The 19041-nt window shown below is 47.1% G+C and carries 15 protein-coding genes and 1 other annotated feature; of the genes, 12 read left to right on the top strand and 3 right to left on the bottom strand.

The features are described from left to right. Positions 1-359: 359 nt before the first annotated feature. Complete coding sequence (locus tag JNUCC31_RS05220; protein ID WP_192269099.1) at positions 360-1316, top strand: aminoglycoside phosphotransferase family protein; 957 nt, start codon at positions 360-362, stop codon at positions 1314-1316. A gap of 95 nt (positions 1317-1411) precedes the next feature. Next, positions 1412-1679: a binding site (T-box leader), on the top strand. A gap of 71 nt (positions 1680-1750) precedes the next feature. Then, positions 1751-4195, top strand: coding sequence for a leucine--tRNA ligase (gene leuS, locus JNUCC31_RS05215; RefSeq protein WP_192269098.1), 2445 nt, complete (start codon positions 1751-1753; stop codon positions 4193-4195). Here the strand turns inward: leuS and comER are convergent. After that, the gene (comER, locus tag JNUCC31_RS05210; protein WP_192269097.1) at positions 4176-5021 is read right to left on the bottom strand and encodes a late competence protein ComER; all 846 of its coding nucleotides are present in this window, start codon (positions 5019-5021) and stop codon (positions 4176-4178) included. The two genes, leuS and comER, sit on opposite strands and share 20 nt — an antisense overlap. 183 nt (positions 5022-5204) lie before the next feature. Here comER and JNUCC31_RS33120 point away from each other — a divergent pair, with 183 nt between their 5' ends. The 4 genes from JNUCC31_RS33120 to JNUCC31_RS05190 all read left to right on the top strand — a co-directional run bounded on the left by JNUCC31_RS33120 (position 5205) and on the right by JNUCC31_RS05190 (position 11554). Next, a complete protein-coding gene (locus tag JNUCC31_RS33120; protein ID WP_228469515.1) occupies positions 5205-5798 on the top strand; it encodes a ComEA family DNA-binding protein in 594 nt (197 codons plus the stop codon). Between the two features lie 127 nt (positions 5799-5925). After that, the gene (locus JNUCC31_RS05200) at positions 5926-6447 is read left to right on the top strand and encodes a deoxycytidylate deaminase (RefSeq protein ID WP_192269096.1); all 522 of its coding nucleotides are present in this window, start codon (positions 5926-5928) and stop codon (positions 6445-6447) included. Positions 6448-6552: 105 nt separating this feature from the next. After that, on the top strand, positions 6553-9429 hold the full coding sequence (locus JNUCC31_RS05195) for a ComEC/Rec2 family competence protein (RefSeq protein WP_192269095.1): 2877 nt from the start codon (positions 6553-6555) through the stop codon (positions 9427-9429). A gap of 112 nt (positions 9430-9541) precedes the next feature. Beyond that, entirely contained in the window at positions 9542-11554 is a 2013-nt protein-coding gene (locus JNUCC31_RS05190; RefSeq protein ID WP_192269094.1) for a copper amine oxidase N-terminal domain-containing protein, read from the top strand. Between the two features lie 120 nt (positions 11555-11674). Here JNUCC31_RS05190 and JNUCC31_RS05185 read toward each other — a convergent pair whose 3' ends face one another. Next, on the bottom strand, positions 11675-11977 hold the full coding sequence (locus JNUCC31_RS05185; protein WP_053781298.1) for a hypothetical protein: 303 nt from the start codon (positions 11975-11977) through the stop codon (positions 11675-11677). Between the two features lie 364 nt (positions 11978-12341). Here JNUCC31_RS05185 and JNUCC31_RS05180 point away from each other — a divergent pair, with 364 nt between their 5' ends. The 3 genes from JNUCC31_RS05180 (at position 12342) to holA (ending at position 15418) form a co-directional block, all read left to right on the top strand. Next, positions 12342-12890 carry an RNA polymerase sigma factor gene (locus tag JNUCC31_RS05180; protein ID WP_095289827.1) on the top strand — a complete coding sequence of 183 codons (549 nt, stop codon included), beginning with the start codon at positions 12342-12344 and terminating at the stop codon, positions 12888-12890. Continuing rightward, positions 12887-14143 carry an anti-sigma factor family protein gene (locus JNUCC31_RS05175; protein WP_192269093.1) on the top strand — a complete coding sequence of 419 codons (1257 nt, stop codon included), beginning with the start codon at positions 12887-12889 and terminating at the stop codon, positions 14141-14143. The genes JNUCC31_RS05180 and JNUCC31_RS05175 overlap by 4 nt, the downstream gene beginning before the upstream one ends. Positions 14144-14401: 258 nt before the next feature. Beyond that, a complete protein-coding gene (gene holA / locus JNUCC31_RS05170) occupies positions 14402-15418 on the top strand; it encodes a DNA polymerase III subunit delta (RefSeq protein ID WP_192269091.1) in 1017 nt (338 codons plus the stop codon). A 158-nt stretch (positions 15419-15576) separates the two neighbouring features. On the opposite strand, the gene rpsT is transcribed toward holA, so the two are convergent. Continuing rightward, positions 15577-15849 (bottom strand): 30S ribosomal protein S20, encoded by a 273-nt coding sequence (gene rpsT, locus JNUCC31_RS05165; protein WP_024628504.1) that lies wholly within the window; start codon positions 15847-15849, stop codon positions 15577-15579. 175 nt (positions 15850-16024) lie between these two features. Here rpsT and gpr point away from each other — a divergent pair, with 175 nt between their 5' ends. The 3 genes from gpr (at position 16025) to JNUCC31_RS05150 (ending at position 18896) form a co-directional block, all read left to right on the top strand. After that, positions 16025-17026 (top strand): GPR endopeptidase, encoded by a 1002-nt coding sequence (gene gpr, locus JNUCC31_RS05160; RefSeq protein WP_192269089.1) that lies wholly within the window; start codon positions 16025-16027, stop codon positions 17024-17026. Positions 17027-17195: 169 nt separating this feature from the next. Next, positions 17196-18491: a stage II sporulation protein P gene (locus tag JNUCC31_RS05155; RefSeq protein WP_192269087.1), complete on the top strand. Its 1296-nt coding sequence runs from the start codon at positions 17196-17198 to the stop codon at positions 18489-18491. 45 nt (positions 18492-18536) lie between these two features. After that, positions 18537-18896 carry a hypothetical protein gene (locus JNUCC31_RS05150; protein ID WP_192269085.1) on the top strand — a complete coding sequence of 120 codons (360 nt, stop codon included), beginning with the start codon at positions 18537-18539 and terminating at the stop codon, positions 18894-18896. Positions 18897-19041: the final 145 nt, after the last annotated feature.

Genomic DNA, 19041 nt, shown 5'->3' with positions numbered 1-19041 from the left:
GACGCAGAGGGTGGAGCGCTAACGAATCTGAGACGGCTTATTAAGGGGGGAAGCGCCTTCCGAAAGCTAAGGAACCTGAGACACGTTATAACAAAATTAGGGTCCTTTTGTAGCGTTTTTTAGGAGGTTTTTAGAAAATAACGCGTCTGGAGTTCCTTACGATTGAAAAAGAAGGTCTGGTGGCCAAATAGGACATCCTCGGTTCCTTAGAAAAACGTTTGGCCACTTGCTAGGATAAATTCTGGGTACTCCAAGGCTTTTTGGACACGGGCAGCCATACTGGGTTTGCCATATTTGAGTTTGAAGATTATGCCCTAGTAAAATTAATCCGAAAATTAAAAGTTCAGGTGAGGTGCAAAATGGAAAGTACATACAAAACGAGGCTGACTGCCGACCAGCTAGACAGGATTGTGAAGCATCACTTTAACACCGCTATCAAAGCTTATAAGGAAATGGTCGACGGCTGGGCAAACCACGCTTACTTTATTACACTGAATGACGGACAGAAGGTAGTACTCAAAATAGCTCCTTCTAATGACATCAAGCTGATGCGCTGTGAGCAGCATGTCATGGTTGCTGAGGTAGAGGCACTTCGACTCGCGAAAAAGCTTCAGGATGTACCCGTTCCTCGGGTATTGGCCTATGATCCTTCCCTGACCCTGGTACCGGCCGAATATTTTATTATGGAATATATGCCTGGAACGCCCTATAACAAAGTCAAGGATCAATACAATGTGGAAGAACAGGAATCTATTGAGCAGCAGCTGGGTGCATACAATCGCCGAATGAATGAGATTAAAGGCGAGAAGTTTGGTTACTTTTCCGTAAAGAAACCGAAGTATGCCACATGGAAAGAAGCTTTTCTAAGCCTGATGGATGACATGCTTGCAGATGGCAAAGAAGCGGGTGTGGAATTTTCCATTGGTTATGAGGAACTGGAGCGTTTGATTCAGGAGAAATCGGAAGTACTGGATGATGTTAAGGAACCTGTGCTGGTGCATTGGGATTTGTGGGATGGCAACGTATTTGTGGAAGCAGGGAAAATTACGGCGATTATTGATTTTGAACGCTCGCTTTGGGCAGATCCTCTGATGGAGCATTACTTCAGTCATTTTAATAATACACCGGGATTTCTCAAAGGCTATGGAAGCGCAGTTACAACGGATCGCGAACGGAAAAGAAGAAGGTTGTATGATCTGTATTTTGATCTGGCCCTCAGAATCGAATGTCCTTATCGCCAATATGATAATCAGGATCATATTCAATGGGCAATCGATAACCTGGAGGAAGGAATTCAGCGATTTCGGTTATCCTGAGGTGTATGCTGATGAATAGCGCCATTTATAGGCAAAAGACAGTGTAATATTGACTTTAATGCTGTTTTTTTATATAATGGTCCCGATATTGTATACATATTTCGATGATAAGGATCAGTAGTGAGTCCTGTACATGACAGAGAGCCGGCGGTTGGTGCAAGTCGGTTGACAGTATTTCACGAACTCGCCTTGGAGAAATGCGGTGATTACACCATCCTGTGACCGACCGGAGCAACACTCGGGTTCAGGAATGGAAATCCGCATCGGTTAACCGCCGTTACAGGTCCAAAGGGAGTGGATGACGAAGCACGTTCGTCCGCTAACTAGGGTGGTACCACGGGAATTCAACCTCTCGTCCCTAGCGCTGCAAACGCTACGGGATGCTGAGGTTTTTTTGTTGCAATAAAAGCGAATAACCAGAGGAGGAACAATAGATGAGTGAGAATCAACAGCCAAAACACGGCTATCAGCCACAAGTCATGGAGAAAAGCTGGCAGCAGTACTGGGATGCGAATAAAACGTTTAAAACGGGTGAGGACCCGGCTAAACCGAAGTTTTATGCATTGGATATGTTTCCATATCCATCCGGTTCAGGTCTGCACGTAGGTCACCCGGAAGGGTACACGGCAACGGATATCGTTTCACGCTTCAAACGTATGAGAGGATACAATGTGTTGCATCCGATGGGTTGGGACGCCTTTGGTTTGCCTGCCGAGCAGCACGCCCTGGATACGGGCGAACATCCGCGAGAGATTACATTCCGCAACATTGACAATTTCCGTCGTCAGATCAAATCCCTCGGATTCTCGTATGACTGGGATCGGGAGATCAGCACGACAGACCCAGACTACTACAAATGGACGCAATGGATCTTCATCCAGCTGTACAATAAAGGCCTGGCTTATGTAGATGAAGTACCTGTTAACTGGTGCGAGGCTTTGGGTACAGTCCTGGCGAATGAAGAGGTTATCGACGGCAAGAGTGAGCGCGGTGGACATCCGGTCGTTCGTAAACCGATGCGCCAATGGGTATTGAGAATTACGGAATATGCAGAACGTTTGCTGGAAGACCTGGAAGAACTGGACTGGTCGGAAAGCATCAAGGATATGCAGCGCAACTGGATCGGCAAATCGACCGGGGCGGAAGTTACTTTTTCCATTGAGGGTCATGAAGAAGTGATCAACGTGTTTACAACACGTGCAGATACGTTGTTCGGCGCAAGTTATGCTGTATTGGCACCTGAGCATGAGCTGGTGGAAGTCATTACAACGGCAGAACAGCGTGAAGTAGTCAAAGCATATCAGGAACAGGCTTCTCGCAAGAGCGATCTGGAACGCACCGATTTGGCTAAAGATAAAACGGGTGTGTTTACAGGAACTTATGCAATCAATCCGGTAAACGGAGCGAAGGTGCCTATCTGGATTGCCGATTATGTACTGGCTGGCTATGGTACAGGGGCAATTATGGCCGTTCCGGGTCATGACACTCGTGACTGGGAGTTTGCAAAACAGTTTGGTCTGGATATCATCGAGGTGGTACAGGGTGGCGACGTGACACAAGAAGCGTATTCCGGAGACGGTCCGCATGTGAACTCCGAGTTCCTGAACGGATTGAACAACGAAGAAGCGATTGCGAAGATGATTGCCTGGTTGGAAGAGAACGGCAAGGGACAAGGCAAAACAACTTACCGTCTGCGCGATTGGTTGTTCAGCCGTCAGCGTTATTGGGGTGAGCCAATCCCGATTCTGCATCTGGAAGATGGGACGATGAAGACAGTGCCGGAGGATCAACTTCCTTTGCTGCTGCCTGATATCGATCAGATCAAACCTTCGGGTACTGGAGAGTCGCCACTGGCAAACGTTACGGAATGGGTTAATACGGTAGATCCGGAAACGGGAATGAAAGCACGCCGTGAGACAAACACGATGCCGCAATGGGCGGGCAGCTGCTGGTATTACCTGCGCTTTATCGATCCGCACAATGACAAGGAACTGATCTCTCAAGAGAAACAGCAGCAGTGGCTGCCAGTTGATCTGTACATTGGGGGAGCAGAGCATGCGGTGCTTCACTTGCTGTACGCTCGTTTCTGGCATAAAGTGCTGTATGATCTAGGTGTGGTGCATACCAAAGAGCCTTTCCACAAACTGGTGAATCAAGGTATGATCCTCGGAACCAATAATGAGAAGATGAGTAAATCCCGTGGTAATGTCATTAACCCGGATGAGATCGTCAATGAATTCGGTGCAGATACATTGCGTTTGTATGAAATGTTCATGGGACCATTGGAAGCGACAAAACCGTGGAACGCTAACGGGGTTGAAGGCATGCACCGCTTCCTGTCACGTGTATGGCGTCTGTTCATCAATGAAGATACAGGTGCGGTCAATGACAAGATTACAGCAGATGGTGGTACGGATGAGTTCAAGCGGACTGCGCACAAAACGATTAAAAAGGTTACCGATGATCTGGAACATTTGCGCTTCAACACAGCCATCAGTCAGCTGATGATCTTCATCAACGATGCGTACAAAGCAGATACGCTGCCGCGTGAAGCCATGGAGAATTTTGTACAGCTGTTGTCACCGCTGGCACCACATATGGCGGAGGAACTGTGGAGCCGTCTCGGTCATGAAGGTGGAATCTCTTACGTAGCTTGGCCTGAGTATGACGAGTCCATGACAGTGGATGCAGAAGTCGAAATTGTTGTTCAGGTGAATGGCAAAATTGTAACCCGTGCTACGATCGCGAAGGATCTGGATGCACAGGGCATGCAGGACTTTACGATGGAACTGGCACCTGTGAAACAGGCACTGGAAGGCAAGACCATTCGCAAGGTCATTGCCGTTCCAGGCAAACTCGTTAATATTGTTGCCGGTTAATCTCACCGGCTTTGAATAGTTCATCCAGCTTCAACAAATCTTCATCATATTTGTCATGCGTCGTATGAATCAGGCTGTCAAAAACACCATTCAGACTAACTTTCAGCAGGGCAAGTGCCTGTGCGGTGATGCCGCCAGGTACAGCCACACGAGCTTGAAGCTCTTGCGGGGTGTATCCGCCTTCGGTGAGCAGCTTGCCTGTTCCCAGAAGCATTTCGCCAGCAAGAGCGCAGGCATCAGCTCGTTTGATACCTGTTAGCTTGACGGCACTTTCAATCCATTGCTCCAGAAAGAACGATATGAATGCAGGTCCGCAGCTGGAGAAGTCGGATGTGATTCGGGTACAAGCTTCATCCACTTGAAAGGGTCTACCGATATGACTTAGCAGCCCCTCCAGTACAGCGCGGTCTTGGGTGGTCATTCGTTCACCGTGTATACACAGGGATGCTCCGCTGCCGACCTGGTGCGTAACACTCGGGATAACTTTGGAGACTTTGCAAGGAAGTGAAGATTCCAGATGTCGCAGCTGCACGGGACTGGTGATCGAGACGACCATATGATTGGGATTTACGACAGGCAGGATGTCGTCGATAACATGTTTGAATTCAAGTGGCTTCACACACAGGAAGATGATATTGCTTCGGATGACGGTTTCCCTGTTGCTCTGTGATTCATGCAGACCAGGGTAACGGAGGGATAGCTGCCGTACTTTGGAAGGTGTTCGATTGCTTGCGCTGATCTGCCGGGGCTCGAGTGCACCGGATTGAATCAAGGCATAGATCAGCAGGCTGCCCATGCTGCCGGTTCCGATAAATCCAACCTTCATTGTTCAGGCCTCCTTTCATGCTTTACGGTGATGGCGCAGTTCTTTCCCTCTAGTGTATGCGTCAGAACCTGTGTGACATGACATGAAAAATGTACTGCTTGGTCTATAAGGCAAGTCCAACGGTTCGGAAGCACCGCCCGTGTTCAGAATAGATTATTTTGAATTAGGGAGAGGTGTGGAAGGATGAGATGGAATAAGGGGCTGACCATTGCTGCTGCGGTGGTTGGAAGCATACTGATATTATGGTCGGGCAAAAGTGAACAGCCACCTTCTGGCTGGGAACCTATACAGCTCGCCGCCGAGAAGCCGACGATAGAGCAGCAAACCGCTGCTGTACAGTCGGCTACTTCGGTTCAGAAACAAACGAACAGCACAGCCGATACAAACCAGCAACAGTCACCAGCAGCTGTGACTTCCGTAGAGCAAAATCAGGTTGATGCTGCAATGGGGAAAGAGGCTGATCAGGCCGTTGCAAGCAACCCAACGAATGCTTCTACTGCGGGGACAGAAGTGAAATCGGATGCATCCGCTGTTCCGCATGACAATAATCAAGCATTAGTGAGCAGTGAAGCTACAGACAATGGCAAAATTGATGTCAATACTGCACCTGCTGCCAAGCTTATGGAACTTCCCGGAATTGGGGAGAAAAAGGCACAAGCTATTATTGACTATCGTAATTCGCATGGATCTTTTACCAAAGTCAGCGATCTGACCAAAGTGAAAGGAATCGGTATGAAGATGCTGGAGAAAATGGCTCCTTATGTGCAGATCAGATAATAATAAATAGGATGATAGAAGTTGAACTTGAAAATGACATAACCGCAATCGGAAGGTTTTCTGTACGCAGAGAGTCTAGATGTACATTTTTATGAATCAGCTTGTATCGGACGGGAGGGAAACGGACATGAGTACTGCAGACGTACGCAAAGACTGGGATACGTATTTTATGGACATCGCCTATATGGTCTCAACCCGTTCCCGCTGTTCACGCCGTCATGTTGGCGCCGTGCTAGTCCAGGGGAAAAAGCTGCTTGGAACAGCTTACAACGGTGCACCGATGGGAGTTCCGGATTGCTCTGAAGCAGGATGCATGATCTCCGAAGAGTATGAACTCGTGGTAACCGACGGTCAGAAGGAAATGGTCAAAAAGCAACGCTGCATTCGAACCATTCATGCAGAGCAAAATCTGCTTTTGTTCACGGACCGGATTGACCGTGAAGGCTCTTCTGTATATGTAACGGATGAACCTTGCTGGACTTGCTCCAATATGCTCGCAAATAGCGGCATTACAGAAATTGTCTTTCATCGCCCATATCCCAAGGATACAGGCAAGGTCACCAATATGATGAAGCAAAAAGGCATCACGTTTCGCAGACTGGAAAGTTATCAGCCTCCCCGTGAGACGATGATGACGGTAAGTGACTAGAACACCAACATAATATTCAAATTCGCGGGGAAGAACCTCCGGTTGCTGTCACAGCTGCCGGGGGTTTTTCTGCGTTCTTACGAATGACTCGAAGGAGGTGGGAGAATGAAAGGCAGACCTTTGCTGGTATTTACAGTCTGCTGGTTATGCGGTAGCGGGATAGCATGTGCGTTATCTGGATGGTCCCTGATCGTGGGAATGATCGGCGCGCTGGCCTGTCTGCCGTTGTTGCTGCGAATGATTGATATACGAGGTTGGTCCACCTTGCTGCTGATTGGGGCACTCCTTGGCGGGGCCATGCACTGGGAATGGAATGATGCAAGGAATCGGAGCAGTCTGCCCGAGATCACACATACGGCTGCCGAGGATTTGGATGGTTATGCAGCTACATTTGAAGGAACCCTGATGTCGGATGTACGCATAGATGGGGATCGGGCCGATTTTGAAATGCAGATTACCTCCATGCTCCAGCAATCTGATACAACATCGGCACCAGCGTCGGAAACGCGAACTGAGCCTAACTTGAAAGAACGTCTGATGGTCCAAGTTCGTCTGGCCGAGGAAGAGGAACAGCAAGTAGCGGCAGGCTGGAAACGAGGAGATTCAGTGAAGCTGACCGGTTCGCTTTCCCTTCCCGGCGAAGCCCGAAACTTTGGTGGTTTTGATTATCGAAATTACTTAAGAACTCTTCACATCCACTGGTTGTTTAAAGTGAAGGGTGCCAGCTCGGTAACAACCATCTCACCCGAAGGCTGGGAGAAATTCAATATACTGCGGTGGAATGACATCATCAGGCATAAGCTTGGTACGGCGGTTGATCAGATATTTCCTGAGCCACATGGGGGCTATATGAAAGGTCTGATTATCGGCATGGCAAGTGATATCGATCCGGATACCTACGGTCAATTTTCGCAGCTGGGCTTAACTCATATATTAGCGATTTCAGGTACACATGTCGCGGTGTATGTGGCATCACTGCTGCTCCTTTTATCCTGGCTCAGGTTAACCCGAGAAACATCGCTCACCATTGTGCTGCTGTTAATCCCTGCATATGTACTGTTGTCCGGCGGTTCGCCATCGGTCATTCGTGCCGGCATCATGTCCATGATTGGTTTGTACATGGCGCGGCGCGGCCTAGCCAGGGACGGATTGCAGATGATCAGTGCAGCGGCATTGTTAATGATGTGGTGGAATCCCTACTTTTTGCTAAGTGTCAGCTTCCAGCTATCTTTTCTTGTAACAGCCGGACTGATGATTTACATGCCATTGATTAATCGGTTATTTAGCAGTTGGCCCAAAGCGCTTGCAGCAACAGCCTCCGTAACGGTGACGGCACAACTCATTTCTTTTCCGGTAACGATTCTGTATTTCAACCAGTTCTCGCTGCTTTCTTTTGTCGCAAACTTCCTGCTTGTATCCTTAATCAGCGCTATTGTTCTGCCGCTTGGGACGATTGCCTTGATTGTATCGTTTCTCTGGTTACCTTTGGCTAAACCCTTGGCGTGGATTGCCATTCTGCTAAATAAACTGACTTTTGCAAGTGTGGAGTGGATGAACAGTTTGCCTGGTTTTGTGCTGATCTGGGCTACACCTTCGCTACTGTGGATTGCAGCATATTATACTGTTCTCTACGCGCTTTTGCGTGTCTTTCATCGGGGACGCGGTGAGCAGCAGTCGATTAACCAGGGGGTGGAAGAGGACACAGCTCCGCTGGATCGTCGATATGTTGGGGGAGTGCCTAGAGGGGCTCTAGGGTTGTCTTCACGATCTACTTTATCATCATCACATGACAGAAGAACAGGTAGGCTTGAAGCTAGTCCTGGTTCGATGACGACATTAAGTGCAAGCATTGCCTGGCCGGAATATACCAGTGCTTTTGCAGTGCGCGGGGCAGGGTTTTACTCCGGTGAACGTATGGGTTCGTTCCACAAATGGATGTGTGCGCTGCTGGCTCTAAGTTTTGTGGCCGGTTTATGGTGGGCATACCAGACACCGCAGCCTGCGGGGGCGGGAATGGTGCAATTTCTGGATATCGGACAGGGAGACAGTACATTAATTACAACACCGGGAGGTAAACATATTTTGGTCGATGGTGGAGGTACGGTTCGATTCGGGAAGCCTGACCAATCCTGGAGAACACGGCGTGATCCATATGAAGTAGGGGCCAAGGTCGTGGTTCCCTTATTGAAAAAGCGGGGCATTCATCGGCTGGATGCCGTGATTGTCACCCATGCCGATCAGGATCATGCAGGAGGATTACAGGCCGTGCTCGAACAGATTCCGGTGGAACGATTCATGTTCAATGGGACAACCAGCGGAACCGACAATTTTGAGAAATTGCTGGACACCGCTATAGAAAAGGAGATTCCCTTATATGCGATCCGACAAGGAATGTCCTATGCACCGGATGGAGAAACCAATCTGCGTTTTGTATATCCGGATCTGGAGAAAACAATGGATGTGGGAGATCGATTACCCGTGTCTGAGCATCAGAATCATGACTCGGTTGTCTTTTTGCTGGAGATGGCCGGTGCCTCCTTGTTGTTCACGGGTGACATGGATGCCGCAGCTGAGCAGGATCTGCTCTTTATGATTCAGGATGGATCGCTCGCAGCCTCGTTCGGACAGCATGATGCAGACGCTGCACTAGCAGATGATTCTGTTCAGGAGTTGTTTACACATCATTCGGGGGAGGAACAGGAGGCCAATATTAGTATGCCTGTCTCCATTGATGTATTAAAAATTGCCCACCATGGCAGCAAAACCTCGTCCACAGAAGCGTGGTTACAGTACTGGAATGCCAAAACCGCCGTAATATCCGCTGGCGTTAATAATACATACGGTCATCCCAATCCGGGAGTGCTTGGACGGCTGGAGGCCACGGGTGCGGATATCTATCGAACAGACCAAATGGGTGAGGTTCAGATGAAGATCAAAGATGGGAAGATTGATGTGCGCTACAAATTGATCAGGGAAGATTGATGAATTTTTGTACAGTGCAGGATAATGGTTATTTTTACCGAATATTATGTAGGCTCAGGTTTGAGGGGCTAGAGATAGCAACATTACATAATGAGAAGGGAATCAAGAAAAAATGGAGCTTGTAAAAACAGCACAACAGAACGGCAATGTTACACGGAAGAATAGATTTAAATGGATCAGAATAACAGTAGCGTTGTGGGTTGGACTTCTATTTATTGGTTTGCTGGTGGGCCAGTCCTCTGCGATTGCAGCATCCAGCTCAAACGGTTCAATCATTTCCGTGCTGGATCGGAATAACTATATGCTGGACAATGGTACCATCTGGTCCAAAGGGAGCACCAGTGGTATCTGGACGCAAAGTCGAAACCTGATCGGTATCTCCAACGCCGACACCCACTCGATTTTCGGCTGGAATGCGAACGGGCAGGTCATTCAATGGGATAAGGATAATGCAGATAAACCAGAGTTTAACCAATACAATGGAATAGTGAAGGTATATGGACATGGGTTGGTTCTTCTTCAAGATGGAACACTTCATACTAAAGGGGAACCAATTAAAGGCTTGGAATCCATCATTGATGTTGGGCCATATGTGGGAAGTCGGGAATATTTTTATAGCGCATTATCTTCGTCTGGAGACGTGTATTACGCCGACTATCGAAACAAAGTGCGCAAAGCAGGCAATGTACCTAATGGTAAAGCTATCGCACTAAACAGCGCTTATGCAGCAGTATTGAAGAACGATGGATCTGTTGTTATTGTAAGTGTGTTGTACGAGGACGAACAGGTAACTATTGCTAGTGATGTGCAATCCATGATCTGGTGGGGAAGTACACATAAGCTGCTCACGGTGAAGAATGATGGGACCGTATGGAGTTATGATCGAACCGCCAAATACAAGTCAGAACAATTGCCAGGATTAACTAATGTGAATAGGCTTGTACATTCGTATGATCTGGATGAATTATATGCCCAGTTACAAGACGGATCTTGGGTCATTTATAACAATGGGAAAATAACCCCGCTCGTAGCTCCTACTTTAAATAAAGTAACATTGACTGCATCTTCCAAAGAAGCAGTTATTGGAGATGAGATTACACTTACTGTTCAGGAGAACTATAGCAACGGGTTCAAAACCAAGCGCACACCTTTGCCGGAAGAAATTATAGTAGAGCAACCTCAAGTGGCACAAATTCAAGGCGGGAAACTAAAGGTTAGCGGTATGGGGACAACCCAAATAACTTTAAAGATAGGTGATCTGACTTCGAGCCTTCAACTGAACGTTGAATCACAGCAAAAGTTGACAGGCGCTACATTGTTGGACGGAACTGTATATTTACCAGTGCAGTCCGTTTTTAAGACACTGGGAGCTAAAGTTGATGTTAAAGGTTCATCTTTTGAGATTCAATTCGGAGACGAAAAAATAACTTTGAAAAAAGGAAGTGCAATTGCACGCTTTAACAACAAGGATCTCGAGATGAAAGGTAAAGTGCAAACCTTTGGCGGACAAACAGTATTTCCTGCGAATCTGTTAAGTCAAACGGCGGGAATTCAAGTTCAATGGGATTCAGAGTTAAAACAGGCAAAAGTTTTGGTTGGAAAGTCATCCATTAATGTTGAATCGAAGGATACATTCGCTTTAATCAAGAAAAAAGAACTGGGCAGCCTTAGTCGGTTGATTGGTAAGTCCTATTGGATCAATGATTATACGGATCTTGGACGACGTTTCAGCAAAGTGACCATAACAGACATTAAGATTGAGAAGTCTGACTCTGGAGATAAGAGCTACTCTGTTGTATTCCGTAATGCCAAAGGAAAAACGGTTGTTGCTTATGCAGGAGGTACTGCAGCTAAGGTGACGGAGATGCTGTCAGATACCAATCAATTCTTCGCAAATGATCCTTATCAGAAATATAAATGGTCCCAATCCACGTGGAATAAGATTATCGCTGGGGAAGTAGACTTGGGGATGACTACAACACAGGCTCGTTTGGCCTGGGGAGATCCAACAAGTATAAGCCAGGAGATGAGTTCGAAGGGGAAGATTGAAGTGTGGGTATATGGCAGCTCGGCAGGTATACGTGCTTTAGGTTTTGTTGGAGGAAAACTGATTGTCATTTATTAATTTTATGTATGAAGTGTATCATTTGCTCGTAGAATGAAACCAAAAGCCCGCTTTCCGTTAAACTCCTCGGGGAGAATACCGGAAAGCGGGCCATTTTTTAAACTTTTGGAAATAAAAGAATTATTCAACGCCGTCTTTGAAATGTTTACTCCAATGTTTGTCGCCTTTATGCAACAGATCCTCTACGGTTTTCTCAAGCGTAAGCAGGAGCTGTGCTCTTACGTCCAAGACGGTTTCCCTGTACAAGCGTTCTTCCGACCCGACGATTTTATCGCCGTACAATGCTTGTGCAGCGGTATATTTTCGATGTTCCTCAACCAGGGTATCAATAGACTGCAGTGCATGTTCCACAAAATGGGATATGCTTTGATATTCTTTGGGCATTTGTTCTTTTAACGCTTGAATTTTTGCAAGAGCTGGCATGCTCATCACCTCGTGTTATGAATGTAAATTTACAATAAACTATTTTCATGAAAATTACATTAAAATGAGCTTAAATTCGGACAAAATTTGAACAAAACTTGAATTTTTCTAATTTTCAATGCCACAAATGTTGTTAGCTATAATGTATGCCATTGTAATTAAATTGAGTCGTGTAAGTAATGGAATGACTTTTGAGATTGGCTTGGTGACTCGTTATGCAATTTCTGTTATTCTAAGAGAAGATTTCAGCGGCCCTAATACATAAGCCGTTATTTTGTTATGGCAATATAAAAAAAATACTTAACTTTGCAACAATTTTATTGATGGTCACGTCTGTAAGGTTGCAGGGAGAGGGGGATCCTTTGTGGTAGAGCCGGAACTCATCAGAGCCGCTCAATCGGGCGATCGCGACGCTCTAATTACCCTATTGCGGGACATTGAACAGCATGTTTATCGGACCGCATATTACATTCTAAATAATGAACAGGACGCTTTGGATGCTGCTCAGGAAGCGTTGATCCGAATTTACACCAAGATTAATTCGTATGAGGAAAAGGCCCAGTTTAAGACGTGGGTCCAGCGCATCGTCACGAATATCTGTATTGATAAATTCAGAAGAACCAAGCCCTCCGTCTCCATTGACGAGCATGAGATGGTTTTTCAGGACAATCAGGATGTTGAATTCGAAGTCATGTCCACATATGTGGCAAAGGATATTCAGGATGCGATCAACAAGCTGCCTGAGCATCATCGTACCGTTATTGTTCTAAGATATTTGCAGGACTTATCCTATAACGAAATTGCGGATTGCCTTGATCTTCCGTTAAATACGGTTAAATCTTATTTATTTAGAGCCAGACAGCAATTACAAAATCTACTACAGGAGTATCAGAAAGGTGGTGTGACAGGATGAAATGCGAAGAGGTGGTGGAATGGATGCACCGGTATCTGGATCATGATCTGGGCGAGGCGGAAACCGAGCAGATGCTACAGCATGTGGCGAAGTGTCCGGAGTGCGCCGAAAATTTTAGTTTGCTCAGAGCTCTCTCCAGAGAACTGGAAGATTTGCCGCAGGTAACCCCGAGATTCAGTCTGGTTGATGCCATTATGCCGCAACTGGATGCAATCGACGAAGCGAAGAGGGAACAGAGCAGTACATTACAGGAAATGAGTCCTGTCCCTGCTGCATTTGAGAATTTACAGCGATCAAGTGAGCGAAAACCGAAGCAAAAATGGCTCAATTCCATGGCAGGCCGAATGTCCGTGGGTGCTGCTGCCGCAGCTGTTGTTCTGGGCGTTGCAATCTTCGGATATCAGCCAGAGAAGATAGAAAATGCTGAAATGATGATGAGCACAGGAAGTAGCCAAGAAAGCGGGAACACGGATCAAAATCCGCTGAGCAGAGAGATCAACAATGAAGGATCTCCTTCCCCAGAGAGCAATGACAGTATGGGGGCTGACCGTTCAGATAACCAGTCGTCGATTGAAGATGAGCAAGCCCAGGATGCTGCTCCTGAAGCCGATGGCTCGGAACAGGTGAAAGAGCCTGAAAGCAAGGAAGACATCACTCCTAAGCAGCCAGCTGTTGGTTCAGAATCGAACAAGAGCAGTGAAACAAAAGATACCCCTTCAAGTTCCAAGTCCGGGGATAGCTCAAAGAATGCAAATCAACAGAAAAACCAGGATCCTACAGCTGGGACCGTACCTCCGGCAGTTTCTGAGGACCGTAAAACAACAGAGCCGGAACCAAGTGATTCGGAAGTATTCACTTCTCAGGATATGCCTGATCTGAAGGTAGAAGATCCGACAGAGAGTGCAACGACGACACCGGATTCGGAGACGGGAATGGATGCGTCTGGCGGGAATAAAGGATTTGCCGCCACAGATCAGGGTGCAGCGACCACCACGGCTCCAAAAGAATGGAAATCACCGGATGGAACCTACCTGGTCATGCTGATCGGTGACCAAATCAGCATCTACTCCAAATCTGCCGCTGACACGGATGAACTCAATCTGGTTGAACAGCGCAATATGGAGGGCACACTGAAATCTGCAAGCTGGTCCAATGACAGTACCGTATTCAGTTATGAGACAGATCAAAATGGGACAACTATAAAGAAATCGTTTAATGTGTCTACTGCTTCTAACGGAACTTCTGGCAAATAGGCTGTATATCAGATGTTTACCCTATAGATTTGCCGAACACTCCAGGTATGACAAGAATATAATGGAATGAACCAAAACGTCCTATCTCAGTTGGAACAACTGACGTCGTATGACCGCGCACCAGCCTTTTCTAGAATCGTTGGTGTCCGCGTTTATATAGATGTAGGACAGGGGCCTTATATCCGTTAATCGGATGTAAGGCCCCTTTGTTGTCTATCACGTTTTCTGGTAGGATAAGAGGGATAAGGGGGCACCGTGATGGATGTAAAGAGTGCGACAAAGGCAATACGTAACGGAGAAACGGCTCCGATATATGTGCTGTACGGAACGGAGAAGTACCAGATACAGCAATTTACGGATATGCTAAAACAACAGGTGATTGAAGAAGAGCACCGTGAATTTGCGATCATTCCGTATGATCTGTCTGAAACAGCTGTGGAGGTGGTTATTGAAGAAGCGGAGACGGTTCCTTTTCTTGTCCCGCGTAAACTTATTATCGTTCGTGATGCCAATCTGTTCACAGCTGGCAAGGATTCCAAGATTGATCACCAGATTGACCGACTGCTTACATATATGGACAATCCGGCAGATTATAGTATTATTGTTTTTCTGGCTCAAGGGGATAAGCTGGATGAGCGTAAAAAACTTGTGAAGGCAGCCAAGAAACAAGCGGTTGTACTGGCATTCGCTCCGTTAAGTGGTGAGGAGCTGATTCATTGGATTCTGAAGCTGGCCAAGCAGCGGGATGTATCATTTGAGGCTGGAGCAGCGGATACGCTTGTAAGTTATGCAGGGACAGGTCTGCAGACATTATCTGCGGAAGTGGACAAATTATGTTTGTTTGCGGGCAACGGGGGTACAATCAAACGCGCGGATATTGAGTCATTGGTGGCGCGAAGCACCGAGCAGAATGTGTTTGCACTGGTGGAGGAGCTGGCTAACTTGCGCCTGGAGAAGGCTTTGGGTCTCTTTTATGAGTTGCTCAAACAGCGTGAAGAACCTATCAAAATTGCAGCGTTGATCGCCCGTCAGTTTCGGATCATGATCCAAGTGAAAGAGTTGGGGCAGCAGAGTTATTCCCAACAGCAAATTGCCAGCCAGCTTGGTCTGCATCCGTATGCTGTCAAAATTGCTGGTGAACAGGCTCGCAAATTTCAGGCCGAACGGTTGAGGCTGATTCTGAGCCATCTCAGTGAGCTGGATTATCAGATGAAGACGGGCGCAGTGGATAAAGTGCTGGGACTTGAGCTGTTCCTGTTAAGGCTTGGGGCATAAAAGGCAAACGATACAACAAAACGGCCTCTCATTCGTTGATGGTGAGATCTTCGAATGAGAGGCCGCTTTATTTGATTGCTTATAGAATCAGATACTAAAAAATCCTGAAAGCTCGTGCTGTTCAGGATTTTTCCATTAGATCGTATAAGTAACGCTTCTTACGCTTGTGCGGAAAGAGCGTTCAGTTTTTTCGCCAAGCGAGACTTTTTGCGGGCTGCAGCATTTTTATGAACCAGACCTTTAGTTACAGCCTTGTCCAGCTTTTTGGAAGCAGCTTGAATCGCAGCTTTTGCAGTATCAACTTCGTTACTTACCAGAGCAGCATCAGCAGCTTTAACAGCTGTACGGAGTGCAGATTTCTGGGAAGCGTTGAGTGCGCGGCGCTTGTCGCTCGTTTTTACGCGTTTAACAGCGGATTTGATGTTTGGCATTACATTCACCTCCTGTAAGGCATTTGCATGAATACAAACGTTTCACAACTTAAAATATTCTAGCACGCTAGCATGCAAATTGCAACCAATTTTCCTATGAAGTTCGACAGTGCTGCATAAAGCACATCATTTTCCCACACAATATGCTCAAATGCGGTAAGGGAGGCAGGGACAGATGACACTGGATTTGCAAAACTATACAATTCGTACAGACTTGGCCATTGACTCCAAGGAAATGGCTCAGGGTAAACAGAAACAGACGATTCCCGGGCTGCGGGAAGATGTGGATCAAAAAGACGGGATCACCATTACGCGTATTGATGTGCTGAATGATGCTGCTGCCACAGCCATTGGGCGTGTGAAAGGGCACTACGTCACATTGGAGGTCCCCTCGCTTCGTAACGGGGATACCGAGCTTCAGGAGCGGGTTGCAGCAGAATTCACACGGGAAATGGAAGATTTTTTGGCCAAGGCGGGCATTAACAAGACGTCCAAGATACTGATTGTGGGACTCGGCAACCTAAACGTAACACCAGATTCCCTCGGTCCGTTGGTGGTAGAAAATCTGATGGTTACCCGTCAGTATTTTGAATTGGTACCGGATCAGGTGGCCCCTGGCTATCGGGAAGTCAGTGCGATTGCCCCGGGGGTGCTGGGTACAACAGGCATCGAGTCCAGTGACATCGTGCAGGCGATCGTGGACCGTACCAAGCCGGATGCGATCATTGCCATTGATGCCTTGGCTTCACGTTCCCTGGAGCGTGTCAACACAACGATTCAGGTCGCGGACATCGGTATCCATCCTGGCTCAGGCATCGGTAACAAGCGACGCGGATTGACACGGGAGATATTGGGTGTACCCTGCATTGCGATTGGGGTGCCTACGGTATGTTATGCATCGACCATCGTGAATAACGTTATCGAAATGATGCGTACCCATTTTCGGCAGGAGACGGATCAGACGAAACAGATTATGGGCATGCTGGACGACATAAGCGAGAATGACCGCCTCAGCTTGGTAAAAGAGGTGTTGGAACCACTGGGACATGATCTGATCGTTACCCCCAAGGAAATCGATGAATTTGTCGAGGATATTGCCAACATTATTGCAACAGGACTGAACGCTGCGCTCCATGATGCGGTTAATGCTGAGAATGTAGCTGCCTACACCCATTGATTTAGGTTTGATATTGAATTTTATATGTCTGAAACTCTTAAGAAGAAGGTTCGAATCTATCGGACTTTCTTTTTTTTGGGGTGCAATCTTCTTTTTCCTGTTCTATCAAATCTGGCAGGCTCATAGAGTTGAAGTATAAGCGTTGTCCAGCAGGGAAGGAGACAGAGGCATGAACAAAATATTGGCCTGGAATATTGGTAAATGGAAAAAAAGATGTCTGCACGTGCTGGCCATGGGCCGTACGTTGTTGTTGCTTATGATCATATCTGCCTTGTTTTTTGTAATACTCGGTCTAGGGGGAATGGCAGAAAAACGTTTGAATAACTCACCGGTTTCCTCCATGAAAGGATTTGCGGGCGCTGTATCAAGCCGTTTTTTTGTGGACATGCTTGGCATGGAAATGCCTCACCTCACCCAGAAGGAACAGACCTCTGCGTTTTCCGGTGAGAACCTGACTTCCTTTGTATTCCAGTTGCTGACGAATGTGAATCCGCAGGACCCGAAGAGCCTGATTGCTAGAGAAATGCCGGGTATGGGTTCGAATCAGCCCGTATTGCTGCGACCTGGTTCGGGAAATGAAAAAGGGGAAGCGCCGGAAGACTACCAGCCGGGTCCTGGACTCACGGATACTGCATCAGCAGGTGGAGGGAAGTCGGGCGGCGAACAGCATGTTCCTCCAGGTCAAGATCATACCGAGCCATCTGATCCGCAGGGGTCTGGTGATGGCGAAGTGAAGGAAGATCCGCCACCGAAGAGTGGCGAGAAGGATGATCCAAGCACACCGACGACAGGAAAAAAGGCAGTGCTTGTCTACCATTCTCATCCGCGTGAAGGGTATAATCCGCTTCTTGGCACGAAGAGTGACAATCCGTCCTCTGGTAAATCTACAGGAAACGTTTTTCAAGTAGGTACCTACTTGTCTGACAGTCTCGAAAAGCTGGGGATCGGAGTGGAACATGCCAAAGAAGATTATCCTACGAAAGTTAAGGATTACAACTGGAACTATTCTTATAAATATTCCCGTCAGACCGTAAAAGCTGCGCTGGCTCAAAATGAAGATCTTACGTATCTGATTGATATTCACCGTGACTCACAACGTCATAATAAAACCACAACAACTATTAATAAGTTGGGCTACGCCAAAGTATATTTTATCATTGGACATGAAAATCCAAACTGGCAGCAGAATGAAGCCTTTGCGGCCAAAATTCATAAGAAACTGGAAGCGAAGTATCCAGGGGTGTCTCGGGGCGTCTGGGGTAAGGATGGCGGCGGGGCAAACAATGGCGAATATAACCAGACGCTCTCACCCAATAGCATTCTGATCGAAATTGGTGGCATCGACAATACAGCTGCTGAATTGGAACGAACCTCAAAAGTGCTTGCCGACATGATTGCGCAAGTGTATTGGGAGGAACAGAAAGTGGACAAAGCGAGCGCAGTTAAAACGTCAAAAGGGAGCTAATTCATTTTAATATGTAAGAACTAGAAATAAAGACAGGAGGCGAAGATGGTGTCCAGATTCGGTAAAAGATTATTTTCCATCTGCGTATTAATGCTGCTGGGTGTTCTGTTCGGAATGCAACTGGCTGGCAGCAACTTTCATATGGGTAATGATTCGGGAGGCAGCCCGGCAGTTGTAAAAACAGCTGTGTCACCGACAGCCGAATCTGTTCCAGTCAAGCCTGTACAACAGGAGGTCAAGGAAGCGCCTGTTGTACCTGTTCTCTCTCCGAGCCAGGTACTTGGTGCAGAACAGAATAAAGCTCCTGTCGACGTGCTTGCCGACAAAACGGCAGGGCTTCTCCAAAATCTGTCCCATAACGGAATGAAGTGGGTCGTTTCCTTATTTAGCGGTGTAGCTGAATAAAACGCCCTGAAATACAGGCAAACTAAACCCTTGGGAGATTGCCGTTGTAACGGTTATGATAAAGTTGAGGAAACGCGGGATTGATGCTCCTTGCATCAACTGTTATAATGAAGTGATTGACACTAGGCTGTTTCTGGGGGTAAGG

Source organism: Paenibacillus sp. JNUCC-31 (assembly GCF_014844075.1).
Classification (GTDB): domain Bacteria; phylum Bacillota; class Bacilli; order Paenibacillales; family Paenibacillaceae; genus Paenibacillus.
This window is presented reverse-complemented; position numbering and strand designations above follow the sequence as displayed.